A 20,149-nucleotide genomic window follows, 5' to 3' on the forward strand; every position below is an offset into this window, starting at 1 on the left:
GCACTTTCAAAGTTCGCGATTGCATCATCGTGCATTCTAACCATAAGTGTTTTGTAGACCCCCGGCCTATAAGCTACACCACCCACCTCTGGACAGCTTTCGTGTATTTTAACTTACGGTAGCTCTCAGCCGACTTCCCCGAGCTTCAAACCGTTAGACTCTTGCCAATCTAACCGCATGTCGGAATATTAGAGGTGCCCTTCAAGGCGTTACCCTATCATTTGACAACTCGGAATGAAAGTTCACTGTTGAACAATTGTCCGACAGTGCCTAAGCTTTTCACTTAGGAACGTGTCGCACCACCTTTTGGAATATCCAAATGAATGTCTGTTAATGCTTGAAATGTACCATATTGCTTTGATACACCTTGAATTTGAATACTCACCGTAATCCCCCTTATTGTCGTTTTTCCATTCGCCATTCAATCCAATTTTTTATAACGAGTGTAAACACTGCAATTAATGACATTAACGTCGCTACTGCAAATGCTGCTGAAAATTGATATTCATTGTACAAAATTTCAATATGGAGCGGCATCGTGTTCGTAATGCCACGCACGTGACCTGATACGACAGAAACGGCTCCAAACTCACCGATAGCACGGGCATTACATAGAATCATGCCGTATAAAAGACCCCATTTTATATTTGGAAGCGTAACGCGCCAAAACATTTTCCAGCCACTTGCGCCAATTGATAAAGCTGCCTCTTCTTCACTTTTCCCTTGCGCCTGCATAACCGGAATTAATTCACGTGCAACGAACGGGAAGGTTACAAAGATTGTTGCGATAATAATACCTGGTACAGAGAAAATGATTTTCACTCCATGTTCAAGTAACCATTCGCCAAGAGCACCCCTCGGTGTGAAAAGTAAAACGAATACTAATCCTGCGATAACTGGTGACACAGCAAACGGCAGTTCAATAAGAGAGAGTAATACTTGTTTTCCTTTAAACTGAAACTTTGTAATAAGCCATGCCGCTGCGATTCCGAATACCGTATTCAGCGGTACAACGATTAACGTAACGAGAAGCGTTAACCTAATTGCTGAAAATGCTTCTTGATCTGTAATAGCAGCAATGTATACATCCATCCCTCTTTCAAAGGCTTTTAGAAAAATAGTTATGAGTGGCAGTAATAGAAAGAGAGATAAAAATAAAACTGTAATCGTAATTAATATGCCTGGTACAAGCTTAGATTCTTTTTTAGCTGATACGCTTTTTACTATTTTCTTTTCTAATAATGTTGGTTCCATTTTCTCTCCTCCTATTCACTTTTTAGTTCATGCCTTCTACTCCAGCTTTGAATCATATTAATAAGAAGAAGGAAAAGGAGGGAAATAATAAGCATCACGGTCGCTACAGCTGTTGCCCCCGCGTAATCATATTGTTCTAGTTTCGTCATAATCATCAGTGGTGCAATTTCTGTTTTCATCGGCATATTACCTGCGATGAAAACGACAGATCCGTATTCTCCTAATGCTCTTGCAAATGCGAGTGAAAAACCGGCAAGAAGAGCGGGAAAGATTTCTGGTAAAATGATTTTCACAAATATTTGTAAGCGGGATGCACCTAAACTCGAAGCTGCCTCTTCTACTTCTTTATCAATATTTTGCAGCACTGGTTGCACCATTCGAACGACAAATGGTAAACCGATAAAAGTAAGCGCAACGATAATTCCGAGTGGTGTAAAAGCTACTTTTATATGAAACAGACTAAATATTTTCCCAATCCATCCATTTTCCGCATAAAGCGTTGTAAGTGTAATACCAGCTACAGCTGTCGGAAGTGCAAACGGTAAATCAATGAGTCCATCTAATAGTCTTTTTCCTGGAAATTTGTAGCGTACGAGCACCCATGCTATTAATAAACCGAAAATGGCATTTACAATAGCAGCTGCAAATGAAGTTGTAAAACTAACTTGATAGGAATGCAACACACGCTCGTTCGTTATAACCCCAGCGAACTTCTTCCAACCTAACTGTGAAGTTTGAATAAATACGATAGAAAGTGGTATAAGTACGAATAAACTCATGTACAACATTGTAAATCCAAGCGATAATCCAAACCCTGGTAAAACACGTTTCTTCCTCATCCTCTTTCACCTCATCCCCCTTTAGCAGTACGCATTATTTTTGATAAATTTTATCGAATACGCCGCCGTCATTAAAGTGTTTCTCCTGCGCTTTTTTCCAGCCACCAAATAGTTCATCTACTGTAAATAATTGAACTTTCGGAAATTGAGATGTATATTTTTCTGCTACTTTTTCATTACGTGGACGATAAAAGTTTTTTGCCGCAATTTCCTGTCCTTTTTCTGAGTACAAATATTCAAGATACCCTTCTGCTACTTTTTTCGTTCCTTTTTTATCAACGACTTTATCTACAACCGCTACTGGTGGTTCTGCAAGTACACTAATAGAAGGGGTTACAATTTCAAATTTATCTTTTCCAAGCTCTTTTTGGGATAATAACGCTTCATTTTCCCATGCGATTAATACGTCACCAATTCCTTTTTCAACAAATGTTGTCGTTGCTCCGCGCGCTCCTGAATCTAATACTTCTACGTTTTTATAAATTTGGCTAACAAACTCTTTCGCCTTATCTTCACTATTATTATATTTTTTCAGTGCGTATCCCCACGCCGCTAAATAGTTCCAACGTGCCCCGCCTGATGTTTTTGGGTTTGGTGTAATGACAGACACACCTTTTTTCGTTAAATCATCCCAGTCTTTAATACCTTTCGGGTTTCCTTTTCGAACAAGAAATACAATTGTTGACGTGTATGGAGTGGAATTATTCGCAAGTCGCTTCTGCCAATCTTCTGCTAATTGTTTTTTCTTACTAATCGCATCAATATCATAAGCAAGTGCTAGTGTAACAACGTCTGCTTCTAAGCCATCAATAACAGAGCGCGCTTGACTTCCAGATCCCCCGTGTGATTGTTTTACATTTACTGTTTGCCCGTGCTTCTCTTTCCAATACTTCGCAAAATCTTTATTGAAATCTTGATATAACTCCCTCGTTGGATCATAAGAAACATTTAAAAGCTCAACTGTTTTTTTATCTCCACTTCCTTCAGAATTACTAGTGGATGTTGCCGAACCACACCCTGATAAAAGTACAACTGCTGATAATAAAACACCTGTACTTTTCATAAACGCTGTCTTACCCCACTTTTTCATCGTTAAGCCCCCTTAGTTTATACAATAGAAAAAGGCACACAATATATTCACAAATGTGAACATTGTGCGCCTTCAGTTTATCTGATTAGCTTCTAATGTATTCTATTCGATTTCTTTTCATTTTAATTCTGTAATTCACATGTGTCAACTTGGAATTTGAATTTTCTTATTAAACTAAAATATTGGCATACGTTGAGCCCAATGATTTTTCAAATCAGCAAATTCTTTTGGTAACTTACTATTTTCATTCCATTCTAATTTATATGCATTTACTAACACCGTAGCCATTGATTCACAGTCCACTACTCCATTTTGATTAAAATTACCGTTCTTATCACTTTCAGAGTTCATCCATAATTTCACAAATAAGATATTGCACCCGACGTAAGCGTTAATTTCTTCTGATCTACGTATGTCCCCTCCTTGTTGGTCATATACAGGTTTAAATATATGGCACCACCGCTTAATCAATACAAAAAAAATGAGGCAACCACCTCCAAAGATGGTTGCCTCATTTTTACACTTGCATCGCTTTCTCTCTCAATGCTCTTCTTAACAACTTACCCGTCGTATTCTTCGGCAATTCTATTAAAAACTCAATGCTTTTCGGCACTTTATATTTCGCTAAATGTAACGTACAGTAATGCATTAGTTCTTCTTCTGTTACGTTTGCTTGCTTCAAAACGACGTACGCTCGCACAGCTTCTCCTAAGTTTTCATCAGGAACACCGATTACGACAACTTCCGCTACTGATTCGTGCGTATATAATACTTCTTCTACTTCACGAGGGTATACGTTATAACCGCCAACTAAGACGATATCTTTTTTACGATCCACGATATAGAAGTAACCTTCTTCATCCATTTTCGCCAAGTCACCTGTATATAGCCAGCCGTCTTTCAATGTCGCAGCTGTATCTTCTGGTGCATTATAGTATCCTTTCATAACGTTAGGTCCGCGAACAATTAATTCACCGACTGCGCCGACAGGTACCTCTTCCCCAAGTTCATTTACAATTTTATTTTCTACATGCCAAATATTTGTGCCAATTGATCCTGGTTTCCGAGGACGATCTAGCGGATTGAAACAAGTAACTGGTGATGCTTCTGATAAACCGTATCCTTCTGAAACAATAACGTTAAAACGTTTTTCAAAGTTTTGCAGAAGAGCAACAGGCATCGATGCACCACCGGAAATACAAAGGCGAAGCGTCTTCACATCTTCTGCGCTTGCTTCTTCAAATAAATATAAATAATTGTACATCGTCGGTACGCCAGCAAAGATCGTTGGTTCGTACGTGCGACAAATACGGAATACTTCTTTCGGACTAAATTTCGGTAACATTAAAATCGTTGCCCCGTTCACAATCGGTGCATTTACCGCAACTGTTAAACAGAATACATGGAACATAGGCAGTGCCGCAACAACGCGGTCATCAGCCGTATATTGTAAATACGACGCCACATCGTTCGCATTACTATATAAATTTTTATGTGTTAACATAGCGCCTTTCGGTTTTCCAGTTGTGCCCGAAGTGTATAGAATAACCGCTACATCTTCTTCATCTAGTTCAGGACCTTCGTAAGTTGTATCTCCAGTCCCCACAAAACTAGTAAACGTTTTCATTTTTTCGGTTTCTGTATGGTTAAAATCTGATGAGGTTTCACATATGATGATGTTTTCTAATGAAGGAAGTCTTGTTGTAAGAGATTGTATAACAGGTAGAAGGACGTCGAGTACGATGATTGTTTTTACATCTCCATTTTGTAAAATATAATGCATTTCGTCTGCTGTATAAATTGGATTAACTGGAATAACAGTTGCTCCGGCTTTCATTGTTCCGTATAAACCGACCAAAAAATGTGGTGAGTTCCCAACAACTAATGCGACATTGTCCCCTTTTCCAATGCCCATTTCTGCTAAATTGCTAGAAAACCTTGTGACCATTTTGTTTAATTGGTCATATGAGACCGACTGATCCATAAATATATAAGCCGGTTTTTCCCCCTTCTTTTTTGCCGTTTCAGCCAAAGATTGAACGAGATTCACAAAAACCCCACCTTTATAAAATTTAGAATATTTAAAAATTCTAAATTAATTATATTAAAAGAAAATTAAAGTAGCAAGTGATATTCTATTAACTGCATATAGACAGATCACCTTCTCTTAGTTTACTTTGGAAAGATAAGGGAATTTTGTTCGCATGTAATTTATGAAACTAGACCAGAAATCATTTTAGGATAATATGCATTCATCTTTTCTCTAAGTTTATTAAGTTCCTCTTTATTTAACGTCGTATGCTCTCCGTGCAAGTTAAGAGCATCCGCTCCATCTTCATGAAAATAAACTGTAACATATAATGCCGGTAACCCTATATTGTCTTCATCTATTGATAAGACGACATCTGATGTTTTATTAACAGTGCTGAATGTTTCATTTCTTTTCCACTTCTTATTTTGAAACATGTCTTGTATATCATGTATCTTTCGTTTGTTATCTGTATGCGTAAAATATATGACATTATCCTCCGCTGGTTTTCCGATAGACAAAATTGTACGACTTGAGTGCGATCCACTGCTACACGCTGTCATTCCGATAACTAAGCTGAGTAATAATACAACGTACATTACCCTTTTCATTTCGATCCGCCTCCTTTTGAATATATATATTCCTTTACGAGGGGCAAATGTCCTGTGATTTTATGTTTTGTGGTAAATGAAATTATATGAGCGATTTTTCAGTTATATCAGCGCAGCTCGATTTATATCGGCGATTTTCCAAATATATCAGCGCAACTCGGTTTATATCGGCGATTTTCCAAATATATCAGCGCAACTCAATTTATATCAGCGATTTTCCAAATATATCGACTTACCGACAAAACCTGACAATCTACGCAAAAAAGAAAGAGGCTGCCCGTTATGGAAGCCTCCCTCATTTTTAGAAGAATAAATGTAAGAAATCTTCTGTTGTAATGTTACCGAAGTAGCGTGCGATATCTACGCCTTCTAAAGCTGCAGTGAATGCATCTTTATCGAACTGAACGCCTGTTAGACGCTCTTCGATATCATGAACATCTAGTGAACCGAAGAAGTCGCCGTAAATTTTACATTCTGTTACTGTTCCTTTTTTCACTTCAAGACGAACGTCAACTTGTCCAACTGGGAAGCGGTGTGAATGTTGTAAGTTGAACTTCGGTGATTTTCCGTAGTTCCAATCCCAATTTTGGTAACGTTCTTCAGAAAGTTTATGGATTGCTTTCCAATCCTCTTCTGTTAATTCATACGTTGGGATTTCTGTTTCTCCTTCGAAAATTGTTTCTAGAAGAAGTTGTCTAAACTCTTCTGTCGTCATTTCTTCGTTTAGGAACTCTGTAATGTTCGCAACGCGGCTACGGATTGACTTAATTCCTTTTGATTGAATCTTATCCATTTTTACTTTTAACGCTGATACGACGTGATCGATTTCAGAGTCAAATAGTAACGTACCGTGGCTGAACATACGACCTTTCGTTGCGAACTGTGCGTTACCTGAAATTTTTCTACCTTCAGCTAAAATGTCGTTACGACCACTTAGTTCTGCATTTACGCCTAATTTACTAAGCGCTTTCGTTACAGGTTCTGTAAATTTTTTGAAGTTGCTGAAACTGTCTCCATCATCTTTCGTAATAAAACTGAAGTTTAAGTTTCCTAAATCATGATATACTGCGCCTCCGCCTGATAGACGACGAACAACATGAATACCTTTTTCTTTTACGTAATCTGCATTAATTTCTTCTACTGTGTTTTGGTTTTTACCAATGATAATCGAAGGTTCGTTAATATCTAAATTTTTCACACAATATTCTTCAATCGCTAAGTTTATTCTAGGATCTGTAATTCCTTTATTATCAATAAATAACATCGTATCACCTCATGAGTTCCATACGTAGCCACTATGCGCTAGCGTAATGTGGCCACTGAAAATTTGTTTTGCTTCTGTTACTAAATCAGATGGGTTGCCTGTATGCGGTAAGTGCGTTAATAAAAGTTCTTTTACATTTGCATCTTTTGCAATACTTGCTACTTCTGTACTATTCATATGCCCTGCTTTTGCAGCCTCTTGATGTGCATACATATTACACTCACAAATGAAAAGATCAGCATCTTTCGTGAATGGAATGAATTCAGGAATATAACTTGAATCCGCGCTGTATACTACAGCATCATCTCCAGCTGTAATACGCATCGCAAAGCATGTAACAGGATGAACAGTTTTTAAGAACGAAATCGAGAACGGTCCAACTTGAAGTGTTTCTTCTGGATTGTACGCGATTCCTTTCGTATGTGGTTCATGTGTTAAAGAATGGAATCCATTCTCGTCAAAGGTATGGCCGTATATTGGTAATTCCGGTAGTTGCCCCTTCGCCCCGCTCATAATTAATCTCGCATATTGCAATACCCCGATATCCGCAACATGATCATGATGATAGTGTGACAGTACAACTGCATCTATATGAGATGGTGTTATATATTTTTGAAGCTGTGCTAGTACACCACTACCACAGTCTACAAGTAAACGAAAACCATCGTGTTCAAACAAATACCCCGACGTTGCTTCTCCCGCTTCTGGAAAGCCGCCCCAAAAGCCGACAACAGTCATTTTCATATGTATCCATCCTTTCTAAAACCGAGTAGAAATGCATGTTTTACTTACATCCTACATTGTTAACTATAATCCATTTCCTAAACTTTTTCATTAATTTTCAATTTTGTTATAAAACAGTTGTTGACTTTTATTTTTTGTACTAATATAATGATAGTAAGAAATGGAAATGGAGGGATTGACATGATCGATCAACCAATGGAGTTTTTCAGAAATTTACCGACGAAAACTTGCGCACACTGCGGGAAAGAAATTGATGAGCAGCACGAAGCATACCATAACAAATGTGACGATTGCGTTCACGAAGAATAGTAGTTTGTGAACATAAAAAAACCTAGCAGACATAGTCTACTAGGCTAATAACATCTTATCCTTCATCGTTGAACCTTTCACCAAGAGCTCCAGTTCAAACTCATACAATTCTTTTTTTCGATAATTTTTCGTATGGATTTTATCCATCATTAGGTCGACAACTTTTCGGGCCATTTCATCAATTGGCTGTTCAATTGTCGTAATACCTGGTTCTGTAATCTGCGATAATATTTGATTATCAAAACCGATAACAGCAAGATCATCTGGAATGCTCCAGTTATGGCGTTTCGCCTCTGAGATAATTCCAGCTGCTACCTCATCGCCTCCTGCCAAAATCGCGGTAGGATTTTTTTTGTCCTTTAATACTTCATGGAATATTCGTTTTCCATCTTCCCAAGAGAAAGCGTTTTCAAGAAAGTCAATCGCTTCTACTTGGCGGCTCTTCTCAGTTATTGCACGTAAAAAGCCCATTTTTCGCTGCTGGCTAACGACTTTGGTTTCGTTACCACGGCAAAAAATAAGATTACGATATCCTTGATCTAACACATGCTTCGCAGCTATGTATGCTCCTTGCGCATGATCAAACTTCACTGTTGGAATATTTGCTTCCTCAATATATTCATTACACAACACGATTGGACCGTGCTGTAAGTATGGCTCTACATCTTCCCACGGATTTTCTAGTGAACATAGAATAATCCCATCTACTTGTTTCGTAGATAATAATTGTAAATACTCCATCTCTTTTTCCGGTAAATATCTTGTTTGACAAATAATCAGTTTATATTTATGTTCAGAAGCAGCAATCTCGATTGCTTCAATAAATCTACTGAAGAAAGGATTTGTAATCCTTGGAACTAGCACCGCAATTGTTTCCGTTTTTTGTTTACGAAGCCTTCTCGCCGCAGAATTAGGAACGAAGCCTAAATGCTTCATTGCTAATTGAACCCTTTTTTTCTTCTCATCTGAAACATATGGATGATTATTAATCACCCTAGAAACCGTTGTCCTTGATAACCCTGCTAATTTCGCCACGTCCTCTATAGTCGACACGAAATTCTCCCCCTTTGCATGAAAACGTTTTCTTAAATTGATTATATAGTATATTATTGGAAACTGCAATATCGGTTGTTATGATTTTACTATATTAATATTATACATAGGTAAAAGTCTGTTAATGCAGGGGCAATATACTGCTTTTAGAAATTTACGTTATGTACATTCCTTTTCTTAATACCATATATTCTTTATTTAATATAAAAGCCCATCAATACATCATCTCCATATGATCCATCTTCATATTTAATTTGCTTTCGTTGCCTTCCTTCTTCTACAAAACCCATACGTTTGTACACTTTAATTGCCCGATCATTAACAGAAACTACACCTAAGCAAATTTTCTCTAAACCTTTCTGCCCTTTAGCCCAACTAATAAGAAATTCAATTAATTTCGTGCCGATGCCTTGATTACAATACGCCTCTTTAATCCCCATTCCCATTGTGCCTGCGTGTTGTAACCGTTCTAGTTCATATCGGTTGAAAAGTAAAAAGCCTACCACCTTATAATCTACTTCATACACAATATAAAGATTACCTTTCTCATTACTTTTCCGTATCTTTTCTCTTTCTGCATCAATATCATTCGGTAATTTCTTTGGAGATACTATGAAAAACTTTGTAGTATTTTCCGATAATATAATTTCTTTTCTAATGTTCATTATTGCTTCTGCATCAGCCTCTTTTGCTAATCGTATCATTGAATCACCTCGTACTTTTTCTTTTAAAAAATAATATTAAAACTATAAAACGTCCAATATGCAATATTGCATATTGAGAATCTTTTTACTCTTGATACAATATTCATACATCAAAATAAAAGGAATGTATGCAATGAATCCAATATTAACAGCTGCAAAACAACTATTACATAAAGAAGAAAAGATTTTATCTACTTTAAAATGTTCACTTACTGGCTATATGATTACGCATAAAGTCCCATATCCTGGCATGTTACTTGCTACTAATCAAAGACTTCTCTTTTTTAGCCAATATAAAAACACATTCATTGCCGAATTTGATTACGAAAAAATTCTATCCATAGAAACGAAGAGAAGAATCTTTGACAAAAAAATAATATTTTACTATGAAGATGAATATATAACGCTTGGATACATTACAAGTTCGAATGTTGAAGCGTTCATAGACTTACTACAAAGAAACAGCAAGACTAGCACAGGCTTATAATCAGCGGGGATCCCCTCGCTGATTCATTATTTTAACTCCTCCCACTTCGTCCAAACTTCTCTCCCGTTTATACGGTACATATTATCCTCTCTATCCATAAACCTATGTACAATAAATTCACGTCTAATTGTACAAAAATCATCATGATATTGTTTTATAAATGTATTAATTTCTTTTTCTGTATATTGATTTCCAGCATCTAACTTGCTAATTAAATGCTCTAACAATACTAGTTTTTTCTTCTTTTGACCTGGAATCGATTTTAAACGATCCTCTTTATCGAAAAAGTTACGAATGGTCGTATCGCGGAATTTCATTTCACTTTCAGTCATTTTTTATCCTCTATCACTTTTTTTCTTTATCTTTTCACTTAAAATATCAATAAAGTAATATCCACCCATTAACACATAGTAGAACGTAAGTATTCCAAATGCATCTTTCATACTTGTATATACTTCTTTATCAAACAATATAGGTGAAAGGGCATAAACAAGAAAGATTATTAGCGGATTTACGATAAAATAATAAGTAAGATTGCCTTTCATCATATCAACTCCTCTACCCTATGTTTCTCTGTAAATTGTTGTAATTCCTTTTCTTTCGTTTCTATAGCTTTTAGAAAGATTTATAGATGAACTACGGAAAAGATGCCCTCTATTAAAATAAAAAAGCACCAAAAAGGTGCTTTTATCTATGCTTCAACCGATTGATTTTCAGCAACATTTTTAAATTGTCGTTTGTGCATCAAAGTTAAGGAAGCGATCGTTCCAAGTGATAATACAACGATAAAGATCATGAGCATTCCTATGTTTTGCCACATGAAGTAAAAGTCTCCGCTTGATACGACTGCTTTCAGTCCTGATACAGAGTATGTCATCGGTAACCACGCATTGAATGGTTGTAAAAACTTCGGAATCAATTCTAGTGGGAATGTTCCAGCACTTGTTGTAAGCTGCATAATTAATGTGATGATGGCGATAAAACGGCCTGCATCACCGAATGCTGTTACTAAACATTGAATTAATGCGATAAAGGCTAAACTTGTAACGATGCTAAAGAGTATGAAGTACGGAATACTTTGTACTTCTACACCTAATCCGAACAGTAATATAACATCTGCTACAATCGCTTGAATAATACCGACTGATAGTAACACGCCGAACTTACTAATAAACCAACTAAATCCAGATTTCGGAACGCCAACTGTATCGCGTAATGGATAAACGATTGATAATAATAACGCCCCAACAAATAAACCGAGTGATAAGAAATACGGTGTAAATCCAGTTCCGTAGTTAGGAACTTCCGCCATTTTCTCCGTCTTCACTTTTACAGGACTTGCAAACATATCATACGTTTTATCTGTTCCTTTCACTTCACCAGTTTTCTCTGCCCCTTCGCCAAGTTTCTCAGCAAGTTCACCTGAACCATCGTTTACTTTTACGAGGCCATCTGTTACTTTACCAGATCCGTCTGCTAATTTATTTACGCCGTCGATTAGCTGGGTTGAGCCAGTTGATAATGTACCTAAGCCTGTTGTTACTTGGCCAGAGCCATTTGCTAATTGCATTATTCCGCCTGACATTTGGCCTGCTCCTGCAGATAATGTATCTAAACCGCCTGTTACTTGGCTTGAACCATCCGCTAATTTCGTTACGCCTACAGATAATTGACCTAAACCGCCTGTTACTTGGCTTGAGCCATCTGCTAATTGATTTACACCACCTGCCATTTGGTTTGCTCCTACAGATAATGTACCTAAGCCTTCTGTTACCTTTCCAGATCCATCAAACAATTGATTTACCCCATCAATTAATTGCCCTGATCCGTTTTTTAATCGATCTGCACCTACTTTAGCATTACCTAATCCTTCACCTAATCCATGAAACTTACTTACAAATTCGTTTTGTGCATTCGCTAATTTTTTGATACCACTCGTTAAATTTCCTATATCTTCCGGATTCGGCATTTTGCTTTGCATCCCACTTGTCTTTTCACCGATTTCACCTTTTAATTGTTTTACTTCTTCATTTAATTTATTTGTTCCACCTGCTACTCCGGCAGCTTTTTGCTGAACTGTCGTTGTACTTTTTACGGCACTTGCTATGAATGGTTGTAACTGCTCTTGATACTCTTTCGGTAAACTTTCAATTTGCTTTTGTAAATTCGCTACCTCTTGCGCTGCTGTTTTTGCATCTCCTGCTGTTGATTGCGTAAATTCATTTAACTGATTTACATTTGCCCCAGCCCCGTCTATTTTCTCATTTACTGTATTCAATATAGCAGGAACTTTCAACTGCATTTCCTCTAATCCTGCAACAGAGTTTTGTACTTTATTATTTAACTCTTGCAAACCCTTTTGGATTTCTTGAGAACCTTTCTCTAATTGACTTTGCCCTCCCGCAAGTTTTTCCATACCATTTGATAGTTCAGTTGTTCCTGTTTTTAATCCACCTGTTTTACTTACCAATATGCTCAAACCGTTAGTTACTTTCTCAGATCCATCATGCAATTCACTAATTCCTTTTTTCATTTCACCGGTTTTACTATTTAACGTATTTAAACCGTCTGTTACTTTTCCGGATCCATCTACTAATTTTCCGATACCTATTTGCATCTCACCTGTTTTGCCGTTTAACGTATTTAAACCTGCTGTTACTTTCCCAGATCCATCAAATAGCTTCCCAACTCCATCCTTCATCTCCCCAGACTTCCCTTGAAGTGTATGAAGGCCACCCGTCACTTTACTTGAACCATCATGCAGTTCACTTGATCCGTCATGTAGTTTACTTGCTCCTTCCGCCCCATCTGCTAATCCTTTTGAGACGTCTTGAATGGAATCAAACATTTTCTCTGCATATGTTTTCGTTAACGTACTTGATACTTCACCTTTAATTTTTTCAATGGCTGTTCCGCCAATTTGTGAAGATAAGAAGTTTAAGCTTTCATTTGGGATATATTCTAAGTTTAATGGTTTTGGATCATCTTTTAATAACGTTGTAGCGTTACTTGAGAAGTCATCTGGAATGCGTACTAACATGTAATACTTTCTGCCTTCCATTTCTTTTTTCGCTTCTTTTTCACTTACAAATTCCCATTTAAAACTTGTATTATCTTTTAAATTATCAACAAGCCCTTTTCCGACCTCAATTGGTTTCCCATCAAATACTGCACCTTTATCTAAATTGACTACCGCCACTGGTAAATCATCTAACTGTTTATACGGATCCCAAAAGGCCCATAAAAACATACCTGCATATAAAATTGGTACGAATAAAACCGCGATAATCGGAATTAATATTTTTTTGCTTTTTATAATTTCAGTAAACTCTTTACGAAGTAACTGATTCCATTTCATCATTTCTACCCCTTTCTGAATGACCAAATTGTTCATATGGTCATTTGCTCCCAAATAAAAAGGCTATACCTATTCATACATATGCCTTATCCCCGAATTTATACTATGCAACTGTTCCTTACTATGAAATGAATATTTCTATTATCCCCCCTAAAATAAATATATGACCACTTTGTTCAATTGGTCATTTTTTATAATAATAAAAGGATTATCTTAGTTTGACAATCCTTTTAGTAAATAAAGTTCAAATAACTCTGCAATTTTTTCTTTTTCTAGCGGTTCGTGATTTTTTTCCCAATCAAAAATAAGCGATACATATAGACGAAGCATAATAAATGCTGTAATTTCTGGATCACATTTGCTAATTTCACCTTTTTCAATCGCAATTTTTAAATACGATTGAATAACAGAAACAATTTCCACATCAACTTGTTGCATCACTTCTTGTACTTCTTTCGTTCCCATATCGCGCTCTTCTTGAATTAATTTAATCATGAGCTGATGTTCTTTTCTAAATTCCAAGATGCTATATAATGCTCTATGTACATTTTCAAAAAATGAAACATCTGAACGAATTGCACTTTCTGCAACTTGCTTCATTTCTGTAATTAAATTAGAAATAATTTCACCAAATAACTCTTCTTTATTTTTGAAAAAAGTATAAATCGTTCCTTTCCCTACATTCGCTAACTTCGCTACTTGATCCATCGTTGTTGCTTTATAGCCGAACGCTGAAAAAGACTTTGTTGCAGCCTCAATAATAGAACGTTTTCGATCTATTGCCACATCATCACCTCCAAAAATGACCAATTGGATAATATAGTCAATCAGTACATCTTTGATATTACCACACGCTTACATTCTATACAAGTTCTCTTTTTATTATTTCCAGTATAAAAAAATTCCAGTCAGTGTATATCATACTTTCCATAGTTTATCAGAAGAAAAGAGAAAAGGAAAAGATGTTCTAGAGATATACAGCTAAACCTTACTTACCAACAACAAATTTCCTTTTTTTCAAATAATCAAATAAAAAAACAAGAAAATCTTTACAATTAATAGTAATATAGAAAATAGACAAGTTTATCAAAACAGTGGAGGCTTTTTCAGTCATGATGCGTGCACTTCGTTTAAATATAAAGCAAGCTTTTTGTAGTCGTATTTCTTTAATTATGATGCTTAGTGGATTCGTTCTTATTTGCATTTATCACTATTATTATGTAATTCGTTATTTAGGAAACGCAGCAAATGGTCCTATATCAACAGATTTAAAATGGATTGGATTTCGCGACAATGAAATGGATGTTTATTTATTATTAATGCCAGTTATTGCGAGTTTCCCCTTTAGTACAAGTTACAATTCGGATAAGTCCGATGGTTTTAAACCGTTTGTGAGTAAGGGGATTTCTATATTTCCTTATTCAGTAGCGAAATATATCGTTACTTTTTTTTGCGGAGGATTTCTTTATACACTTCCATTCATCTTATCGTTATTATTTTGCAAATTAACCATTCCAGACGGAACACCTACGGTTGGTTCAGGCATCATAAATGCTGATGGAATGTTCGCAAACCTATATTTTGATGCGCCTCTCACTTACATTGCTGTATATATCGGAATTAATTTTTTATTTGCAGGTTTAATGGCCCTTTTAGGACTTGCTGCATCTGTATGGTCACAAAAAGACTATATGGCAATTCTCTTTCCATTCGCAGCCGCCTCCATTCCGTACGTCCTGCTAAATACAATACTTCCTTCAATAGGCGGAGCACCTTTTCATTTATATGATCCGAAACAACCATTGCAAGGCATGTCACCATATATTTTAATGACGCAATGTGCTTTCTTCCTTTTCGTTAGCTTACTTATGTATATACAAGGAGTAAAGCGGGATAGAAAAAAATATAAAAGAAGACTGCAAAAAAGAGAGCGGTGTAGAAAAGCGTTTCAAGTATAATAAAACCCTAATTTCCTTACTATATTGGAAATTAGGGTTTATTTACTATTCACTTATGGCGTACCTGCCAACCCCCATAAAATAACGACCGCTACAAAATAAATCGCTTTAATACCTACAACTAAACATAATGAAACAATTGCATATTTACTTAATTCTCTTCTTGCACCTATTAAAGTGAAAATAACCGCCAAACTAAATGTTATATAAGAAGCTGCTGTATGTATTAAGTTATACGTAATATCTAGATTGCTTGTAAGTCCTGTTATATCAGCTACAAACTGAAGCATGATGATTGTACTAAAAAAATTGCAAACTGATTCATTACCTTTCCATTTATTTGTAACTGCATTGTTGTCCTCCTTATTAAAAACTAAATATTCAATCAATTTTATCATTAGATTACAAAAAAAGGAATCATCTCTTTATACTATTCTATAACGATGCAAAAAAAGAACGCTTAGTCACCTAAGCGTTCCCCACTTTAAGAAGCCTTCTTCAAATCAATTTGAGCAAGTACTGGGTCGTGGTCACTTACACGTCCGTGTTCTTTCATAATGTTTGAGTTTAAGTGTACTGGGTCTACAATTGTGTGTGGTGCGATATTGTTTGTTACTAAAATATGATCTAACACTTGTGCATTTCCTTCGTGAATGTACGTGTAACGATTCTCTTTCGGCACTGTGTTTAACATATCTTTTAAGATTGTTCCCTCTAGTGTTTTTAGTGGTTTAGAGAATTCGAAATCGTTCATATCACCTAACACAACAACTGGTGCATTTGTATTCTTTTTCTGAATTCCTTGCACGAAATAATTTACTTCTTGTGCTAACTGAATTCGTTTGTCTTCACTCTTTAATACGAGCGGCTGCACTTTTCCAAATGGCGTTGCATCTCCTAGTTTTGAGTTTAAGTGATTTGCAACGACAACAATGTTTTGTCCTTGGAACGTAAATTCTGCCGCTAGCGGTTTACGTGTACTTTCAAACAATGGATTTTCGTCTCCAATACGAACAACATTCTTATCAAGTAACTTCGGTACCGTCGCTAATTTCACGCGTGATGGATTATAGAAGAAGCCGACGCGAATATTCGCTCCTGGTGCTCCTCCATCTTGATTATTGTTTGGAGCGATTTCTACATACTCATACTTCGGTCCACGAATTTCTAGAACTGCATCAATGATACGTTTTGCGCTTAATGACGCATCTATTGTACCGTCATTAATTGATCCGTTATTATCTTGCATTTCCTCTACACCGATAATATCTGGCATTTTTAAATTGTATTTAATAGAATACGCTAACGCTTTTACTTTTTCATCTGTTGTTTCTTTTTTATTCGCCGAGAAGTTTTCAATGTTATATGTAGCAACCGTTAACTTATCAAGACGTGGCTGAATATTTGCCCCTACTTGCTTAAATCCACCATCCACTACAGCTGGCAGTTCTGTTATTGGCGAAATACGGAAAGAACCGTAATCATATCCTACTACCCCTGTTATATCTCCAGTAAAAGTATCTCCTACTTTTGCTACATAATCGCGAGGTACTTTTACAGAAAGGCGCTCTGGGTTTAATTGATTTTCATCTAATAGAGGTGTGCCATATTGTGTTACTATTTTATCTCCACCATTTTTTACTGTTACATATAAATTTCCGTTTTTCTGAGGTGTAATAATTTTTGGTGTTGGCATCGTAACACGCATACCTTCTATACTTTCATAGAAGTCGATTGCATCTTCATTTGGATCAAATAAACCAAATGCATCATTATCAATAATCTGGTCCGGGATTTTCACACCGTTTTCCCCAAGTACAATCGGTGCTGGCAAAGATTGATCTTTTGCGATTACAGCAACGCGGCTCGCTTTAATTTCAGTCGTCGTTAAGTCTGTTTCAAATCGTTCTGCATATCCTGGTCCAACATATTCTTCTACTACTCCATCAACTTGAATAAGATCTCCTACTGCTACATTCGCATCTTTTTTATATACGTACATACCTTCTGAAGTAGCTGGATCATTATCTGGCTGATTATCTTCTATATAAAAGCCGTTTTTATCAAGCGCTGTGACAACGCCTTCCACATTGTTTACTTTCTTCCCGTTGTAAGGAGACATATGTGATTTCCCTTGAATGTCATGAATACGAACCTGTTCATTATTTACGATAATAAATGAAAATGTCGAAATTGCTGAAGGAGTAAGTCCTTCTTTTTCTGCGATTGCTTTCACTACACTATTTTCATTCACTATAATTTGTCCATTATAACGAACGCTTTTATTAGTAGGATTAGAGCCATCTAACGTATAGTAGATTGTTGCGCCTTCTGTATTCGTCGTTAATGTTACCGCTGTTCCTTTAGCAACTTCTCCACCGTTCGGTGAAGCTACTACATCGCTAACACGGTTTTGTCCTTCACCTTGAAACTTATAAGCTGTTACTGATTTTAGACCTGGGTTACTAAAATATAATTCAAGGGTACCAGTCAAACTAACTTTCTTCCCGATATTTTCAGGGTGATCTTTTACATTCACTGCCGTTCTCACATCACCTTTCGGTAACTGAACAGGCATGATTTTGTCTGGATTCGTTTCGTTTGGCGAATCTGTAATTGCTACGTTTGTATCATCAAACTTAGCTGGATCCTTCGTATATTCAGAAGAACTTTGCGTATATCCAACAATATATCCTTCTACTATCCCCTTCGTTTTCCCTTGCTGCTTAAATACTTGAATTGCTTTTTCTACTGACATAGAAGCAGTTTCTTCTGCTTGCGCTAAAGTTCCAGTAAATGAAAGCAATAGCAAGAATGATAAAAAGACACTTAACAATTTCTTCACAGCCATTTTCCTCTCTCTATTTCATATTTTCTCAGCATTTCTATCATAACAAATGATTCGTTATATAGAATGATATTTCGACAAGTTTTACAAAAAATTTATTTAATTTACAAGCTTTCAAACTACAATACCAAATAATAATTTTACACTTTCTACAAATACACTCTATAATGTTAGAGAGAGAAAACAGAAAATATCGACATTTGATTGGCATGTAAAATGGATTCATTTGAATAGGAGTGATTGGATGGAAGTGCAAACAGAAACATACCGCGCAGCTATGAATGGAACATTAGAACGTCATTTTTCAGATATGATTGCCGTTATACCAACTAGAATTACAATTGAGCAGTTAAAACAGCGACTAGAAACAATCGCTACTAAAGTTGATGATTTAAAAATTGTTTATAGTGATGAGACAAGCCTTATTGTTGAATTACATATGGGTGAAACAGTCATACCGTATGAACTGCATATTGATGAACCGAACGATCCAGAAGGATATAAAATGTACAATAGACAAGATTCTACAATCGTAGATCGTAATTTTGAAGATGCAGCTTTCGGCACTGAAATTTTCACTCGTACGCTATTTGTAGGCGATGTACTGGACTGCTTTTTCCAGCAGTTACAGTTCTTATGGAATCTCGCCCCAGATTTGTTATTTGTAATCGATTCAAGTGCAGCAATGAAAGTGATATCTAGAAGCTATATTGAATATCACGTTGAAAATGAATTATTACCTGACATTCCTGACTTATACGTTATTCATTCCGTTTATGAAGACGATAAAGACGGTGAGCCTACGCAATATTGGTTTCATACACATGGTCTTTTAAGCGCAGGCGTAACTGAAATAGAGTTAATTATTCCAAATCGCATTTCTTCCTACTACGGCATTAGCGATCTCTTTCAAACATTTGCTAATAATGCCGTTGAGAATGGACAAGTCCCTATGAATGAGCCTATCGTTATCGCGCATAGTCAGCAAGGTTCTATACATACAGTCGCTGTTCCGTGGGAAAAAGGATTATCTTATATAGGGCATAAAACGAGTATGGACCAATTATCTTCAATCGAAGATGAAGAAGTGAAACTACAACCAATAGATGCACAAAATACATTCTTAGGCGGAATGGATGCCCGAGATGAATACCATCAATCTCCATCCGTTCTCTTATTCAAATTTAATACTTCAGAAGAATATATTGAAAGTTTTTTCAAAGAACACGAGGAAGCTACAGGGCTCATGTTCTATAAAACAAATAGTGAAACCGATCGTATGGCTTACAATGCGAAAAATACTTTTGGGTATTTCAGCAACATTTTTCACATTGAACAATCAAATGAAGATTTTCGTTTCCTTGCTAAGTTTGGTGTCTCCTACGAAGAAGGAAAAAGTGAACATATGTGGTTTGAAATGCAAAACATTACGGAAGATTTCATTCAAGGAATACTCATTAATGAACCATATTTTATAAAAGATATGAGTGAAGGAAATAGTTATCATTTAGATTTTGATAACTTAACAGAGTGGGTTATTTATGCAGGAGATGCTGTTATAAAGCCAAATAACTTATATATGTTTATTGGCGAATAAGTAT

At 36.2% G+C, this 20,149-nt stretch carries 19 protein-coding genes and 2 pseudogenes; 4 read left to right on the plus strand and 17 right to left on the minus strand.

All coding sequences use genetic code 11. From position 1 onward, the window contains the following. Nucleotides 1–301 precede the first annotated feature (301 nt). The 9 genes and pseudogenes from MR169_RS28360 to MR169_RS18740 all read right to left on the minus strand — a co-directional run. A pseudogene (locus MR169_RS28360) lies at nt 302–385 on the minus strand (sulfate ABC transporter ATP-binding protein); the annotation flags it as partial. A gap of 11 nt (nt 386–396) precedes the next feature. Further along, entirely contained in the window at nt 397–1,254 is an 858-nt protein-coding gene (gene cysW, locus MR169_RS18705) for a sulfate ABC transporter permease subunit CysW (protein WP_242319821.1), read from the minus strand. An 11-nt stretch (nt 1,255–1,265) separates the two neighbouring features. Next, a complete protein-coding gene (gene cysT / locus MR169_RS18710) occupies nt 1,266–2,093 on the minus strand; it encodes a sulfate ABC transporter permease subunit CysT (protein WP_001227879.1) in 828 nt (275 codons plus the stop codon). 34 nt (nt 2,094–2,127) lie between these two features. Continuing rightward, entirely contained in the window at nt 2,128–3,183 is a 1,056-nt protein-coding gene (locus tag MR169_RS18715; RefSeq protein ID WP_000758703.1) for a sulfate ABC transporter substrate-binding protein, read from the minus strand. A 174-nt stretch (nt 3,184–3,357) separates the two neighbouring features. After that, complete coding sequence (locus MR169_RS18720) at nt 3,358–3,534, minus strand: hypothetical protein (protein WP_001999272.1); 177 nt, start codon at nt 3,532–3,534, stop codon at nt 3,358–3,360. 166 nt (nt 3,535–3,700) lie between these two features. Further along, a complete protein-coding gene (locus tag MR169_RS18725) occupies nt 3,701–5,233 on the minus strand; it encodes a fatty acid--CoA ligase family protein (protein ID WP_001055200.1) in 1,533 nt (510 codons plus the stop codon). A gap of 161 nt (nt 5,234–5,394) precedes the next feature. Then, nucleotides 5,395–5,823 (minus strand): hypothetical protein, encoded by a 429-nt coding sequence (locus tag MR169_RS18730; protein WP_242319822.1) that lies wholly within the window; start codon nt 5,821–5,823, stop codon nt 5,395–5,397. A gap of 301 nt (nt 5,824–6,124) precedes the next feature. Beyond that, entirely contained in the window at nt 6,125–7,087 is a 963-nt protein-coding gene (lplA, locus tag MR169_RS18735; RefSeq protein WP_242319823.1) for a lipoate--protein ligase, read from the minus strand. Nucleotides 7,088–7,096: 9 nt separating this feature from the next. Continuing rightward, nucleotides 7,097–7,831, minus strand: a complete 735-nt coding sequence (locus MR169_RS18740) for an MBL fold metallo-hydrolase (RefSeq protein ID WP_000784680.1) — start codon at nt 7,829–7,831, stop codon at nt 7,097–7,099. A gap of 180 nt (nt 7,832–8,011) precedes the next feature. Between MR169_RS18740 and yhfH the strand changes: the two genes are divergently transcribed. After that, the gene (yhfH, locus tag MR169_RS18745; protein ID WP_000567010.1) at nt 8,012–8,140 is read left to right on the plus strand and encodes a protein YhfH; all 129 of its coding nucleotides are present in this window, start codon (nt 8,012–8,014) and stop codon (nt 8,138–8,140) included. A 39-nt stretch (nt 8,141–8,179) separates the two neighbouring features. Here the strand turns inward: yhfH and MR169_RS18750 are convergent, their stop codons facing one another. Together MR169_RS18750 and MR169_RS18755 are read right to left on the minus strand one after the other, a co-directional pair. After that, complete coding sequence (locus tag MR169_RS18750) at nt 8,180–9,193, minus strand: LacI family DNA-binding transcriptional regulator (RefSeq protein WP_000103715.1); 1,014 nt, start codon at nt 9,191–9,193, stop codon at nt 8,180–8,182. 194 nt (nt 9,194–9,387) lie between these two features. Beyond that, entirely contained in the window at nt 9,388–9,897 is a 510-nt protein-coding gene (locus tag MR169_RS18755) for a GNAT family N-acetyltransferase (protein ID WP_000620018.1), read from the minus strand. Between the two features lie 133 nt (nt 9,898–10,030). Here MR169_RS18755 and MR169_RS18760 point away from each other — a divergent pair, with 133 nt between their 5' ends. Next, nucleotides 10,031–10,384, plus strand: a complete 354-nt coding sequence (locus MR169_RS18760; RefSeq protein WP_001068220.1) for a PH domain-containing protein — start codon at nt 10,031–10,033, stop codon at nt 10,382–10,384. Between the two features lie 26 nt (nt 10,385–10,410). Here the strand turns inward: MR169_RS18760 and MR169_RS18765 are convergent, their stop codons facing one another. From MR169_RS18765 to MR169_RS18780, 4 genes are all read right to left on the minus strand, one after another. After that, entirely contained in the window at nt 10,411–10,716 is a 306-nt protein-coding gene (locus MR169_RS18765) for a DUF2087 domain-containing protein (RefSeq protein ID WP_000140286.1), read from the minus strand. A 3-nt stretch (nt 10,717–10,719) separates the two neighbouring features. Next, nucleotides 10,720–10,932, minus strand: coding sequence for a hypothetical protein (locus MR169_RS18770; protein ID WP_016117390.1), 213 nt, complete (start codon nt 10,930–10,932; stop codon nt 10,720–10,722). A gap of 143 nt (nt 10,933–11,075) precedes the next feature. Then, entirely contained in the window at nt 11,076–13,742 is a 2,667-nt protein-coding gene (locus MR169_RS18775) for a YhgE/Pip family protein (RefSeq protein ID WP_242319824.1), read from the minus strand. A gap of 213 nt (nt 13,743–13,955) precedes the next feature. Then, on the minus strand, nt 13,956–14,528 hold the full coding sequence (locus MR169_RS18780; RefSeq protein ID WP_000963381.1) for a TetR/AcrR family transcriptional regulator: 573 nt from the start codon (nt 14,526–14,528) through the stop codon (nt 13,956–13,958). Between the two features lie 326 nt (nt 14,529–14,854). Between MR169_RS18780 and MR169_RS18785 the strand changes: the two genes are divergently transcribed. Further along, the gene (locus MR169_RS18785; protein ID WP_000984174.1) at nt 14,855–15,700 is read left to right on the plus strand and encodes a hypothetical protein; all 846 of its coding nucleotides are present in this window, start codon (nt 14,855–14,857) and stop codon (nt 15,698–15,700) included. 53 nt (nt 15,701–15,753) lie between these two features. On the opposite strand, the pseudogene MR169_RS18790 reads toward MR169_RS18785, so the two are convergent. Then, nucleotides 15,754–16,052 (minus strand): annotated as a pseudogene (locus MR169_RS18790) (hypothetical protein). A 132-nt stretch (nt 16,053–16,184) separates the two neighbouring features. Then, on the minus strand, nt 16,185–18,551 hold the full coding sequence (locus tag MR169_RS18795) for a DUF6359 domain-containing protein (protein ID WP_242319825.1): 2,367 nt from the start codon (nt 18,549–18,551) through the stop codon (nt 16,185–16,187). A gap of 241 nt (nt 18,552–18,792) precedes the next feature. Between MR169_RS18795 and MR169_RS18800 the strand changes: the two genes are divergently transcribed. After that, nucleotides 18,793–20,145, plus strand: coding sequence for a DUF4026 domain-containing protein (locus MR169_RS18800; protein WP_242319826.1), 1,353 nt, complete (start codon nt 18,793–18,795; stop codon nt 20,143–20,145). The last annotated feature ends 4 nt before the right edge of the window (nt 20,146–20,149 follow it).

Source organism: Bacillus cereus group sp. BfR-BA-01349 (genome assembly GCF_022663795.1).
Classification (GTDB): domain Bacteria; phylum Bacillota; class Bacilli; order Bacillales; family Bacillaceae_G; genus Bacillus_A; species Bacillus_A cereus.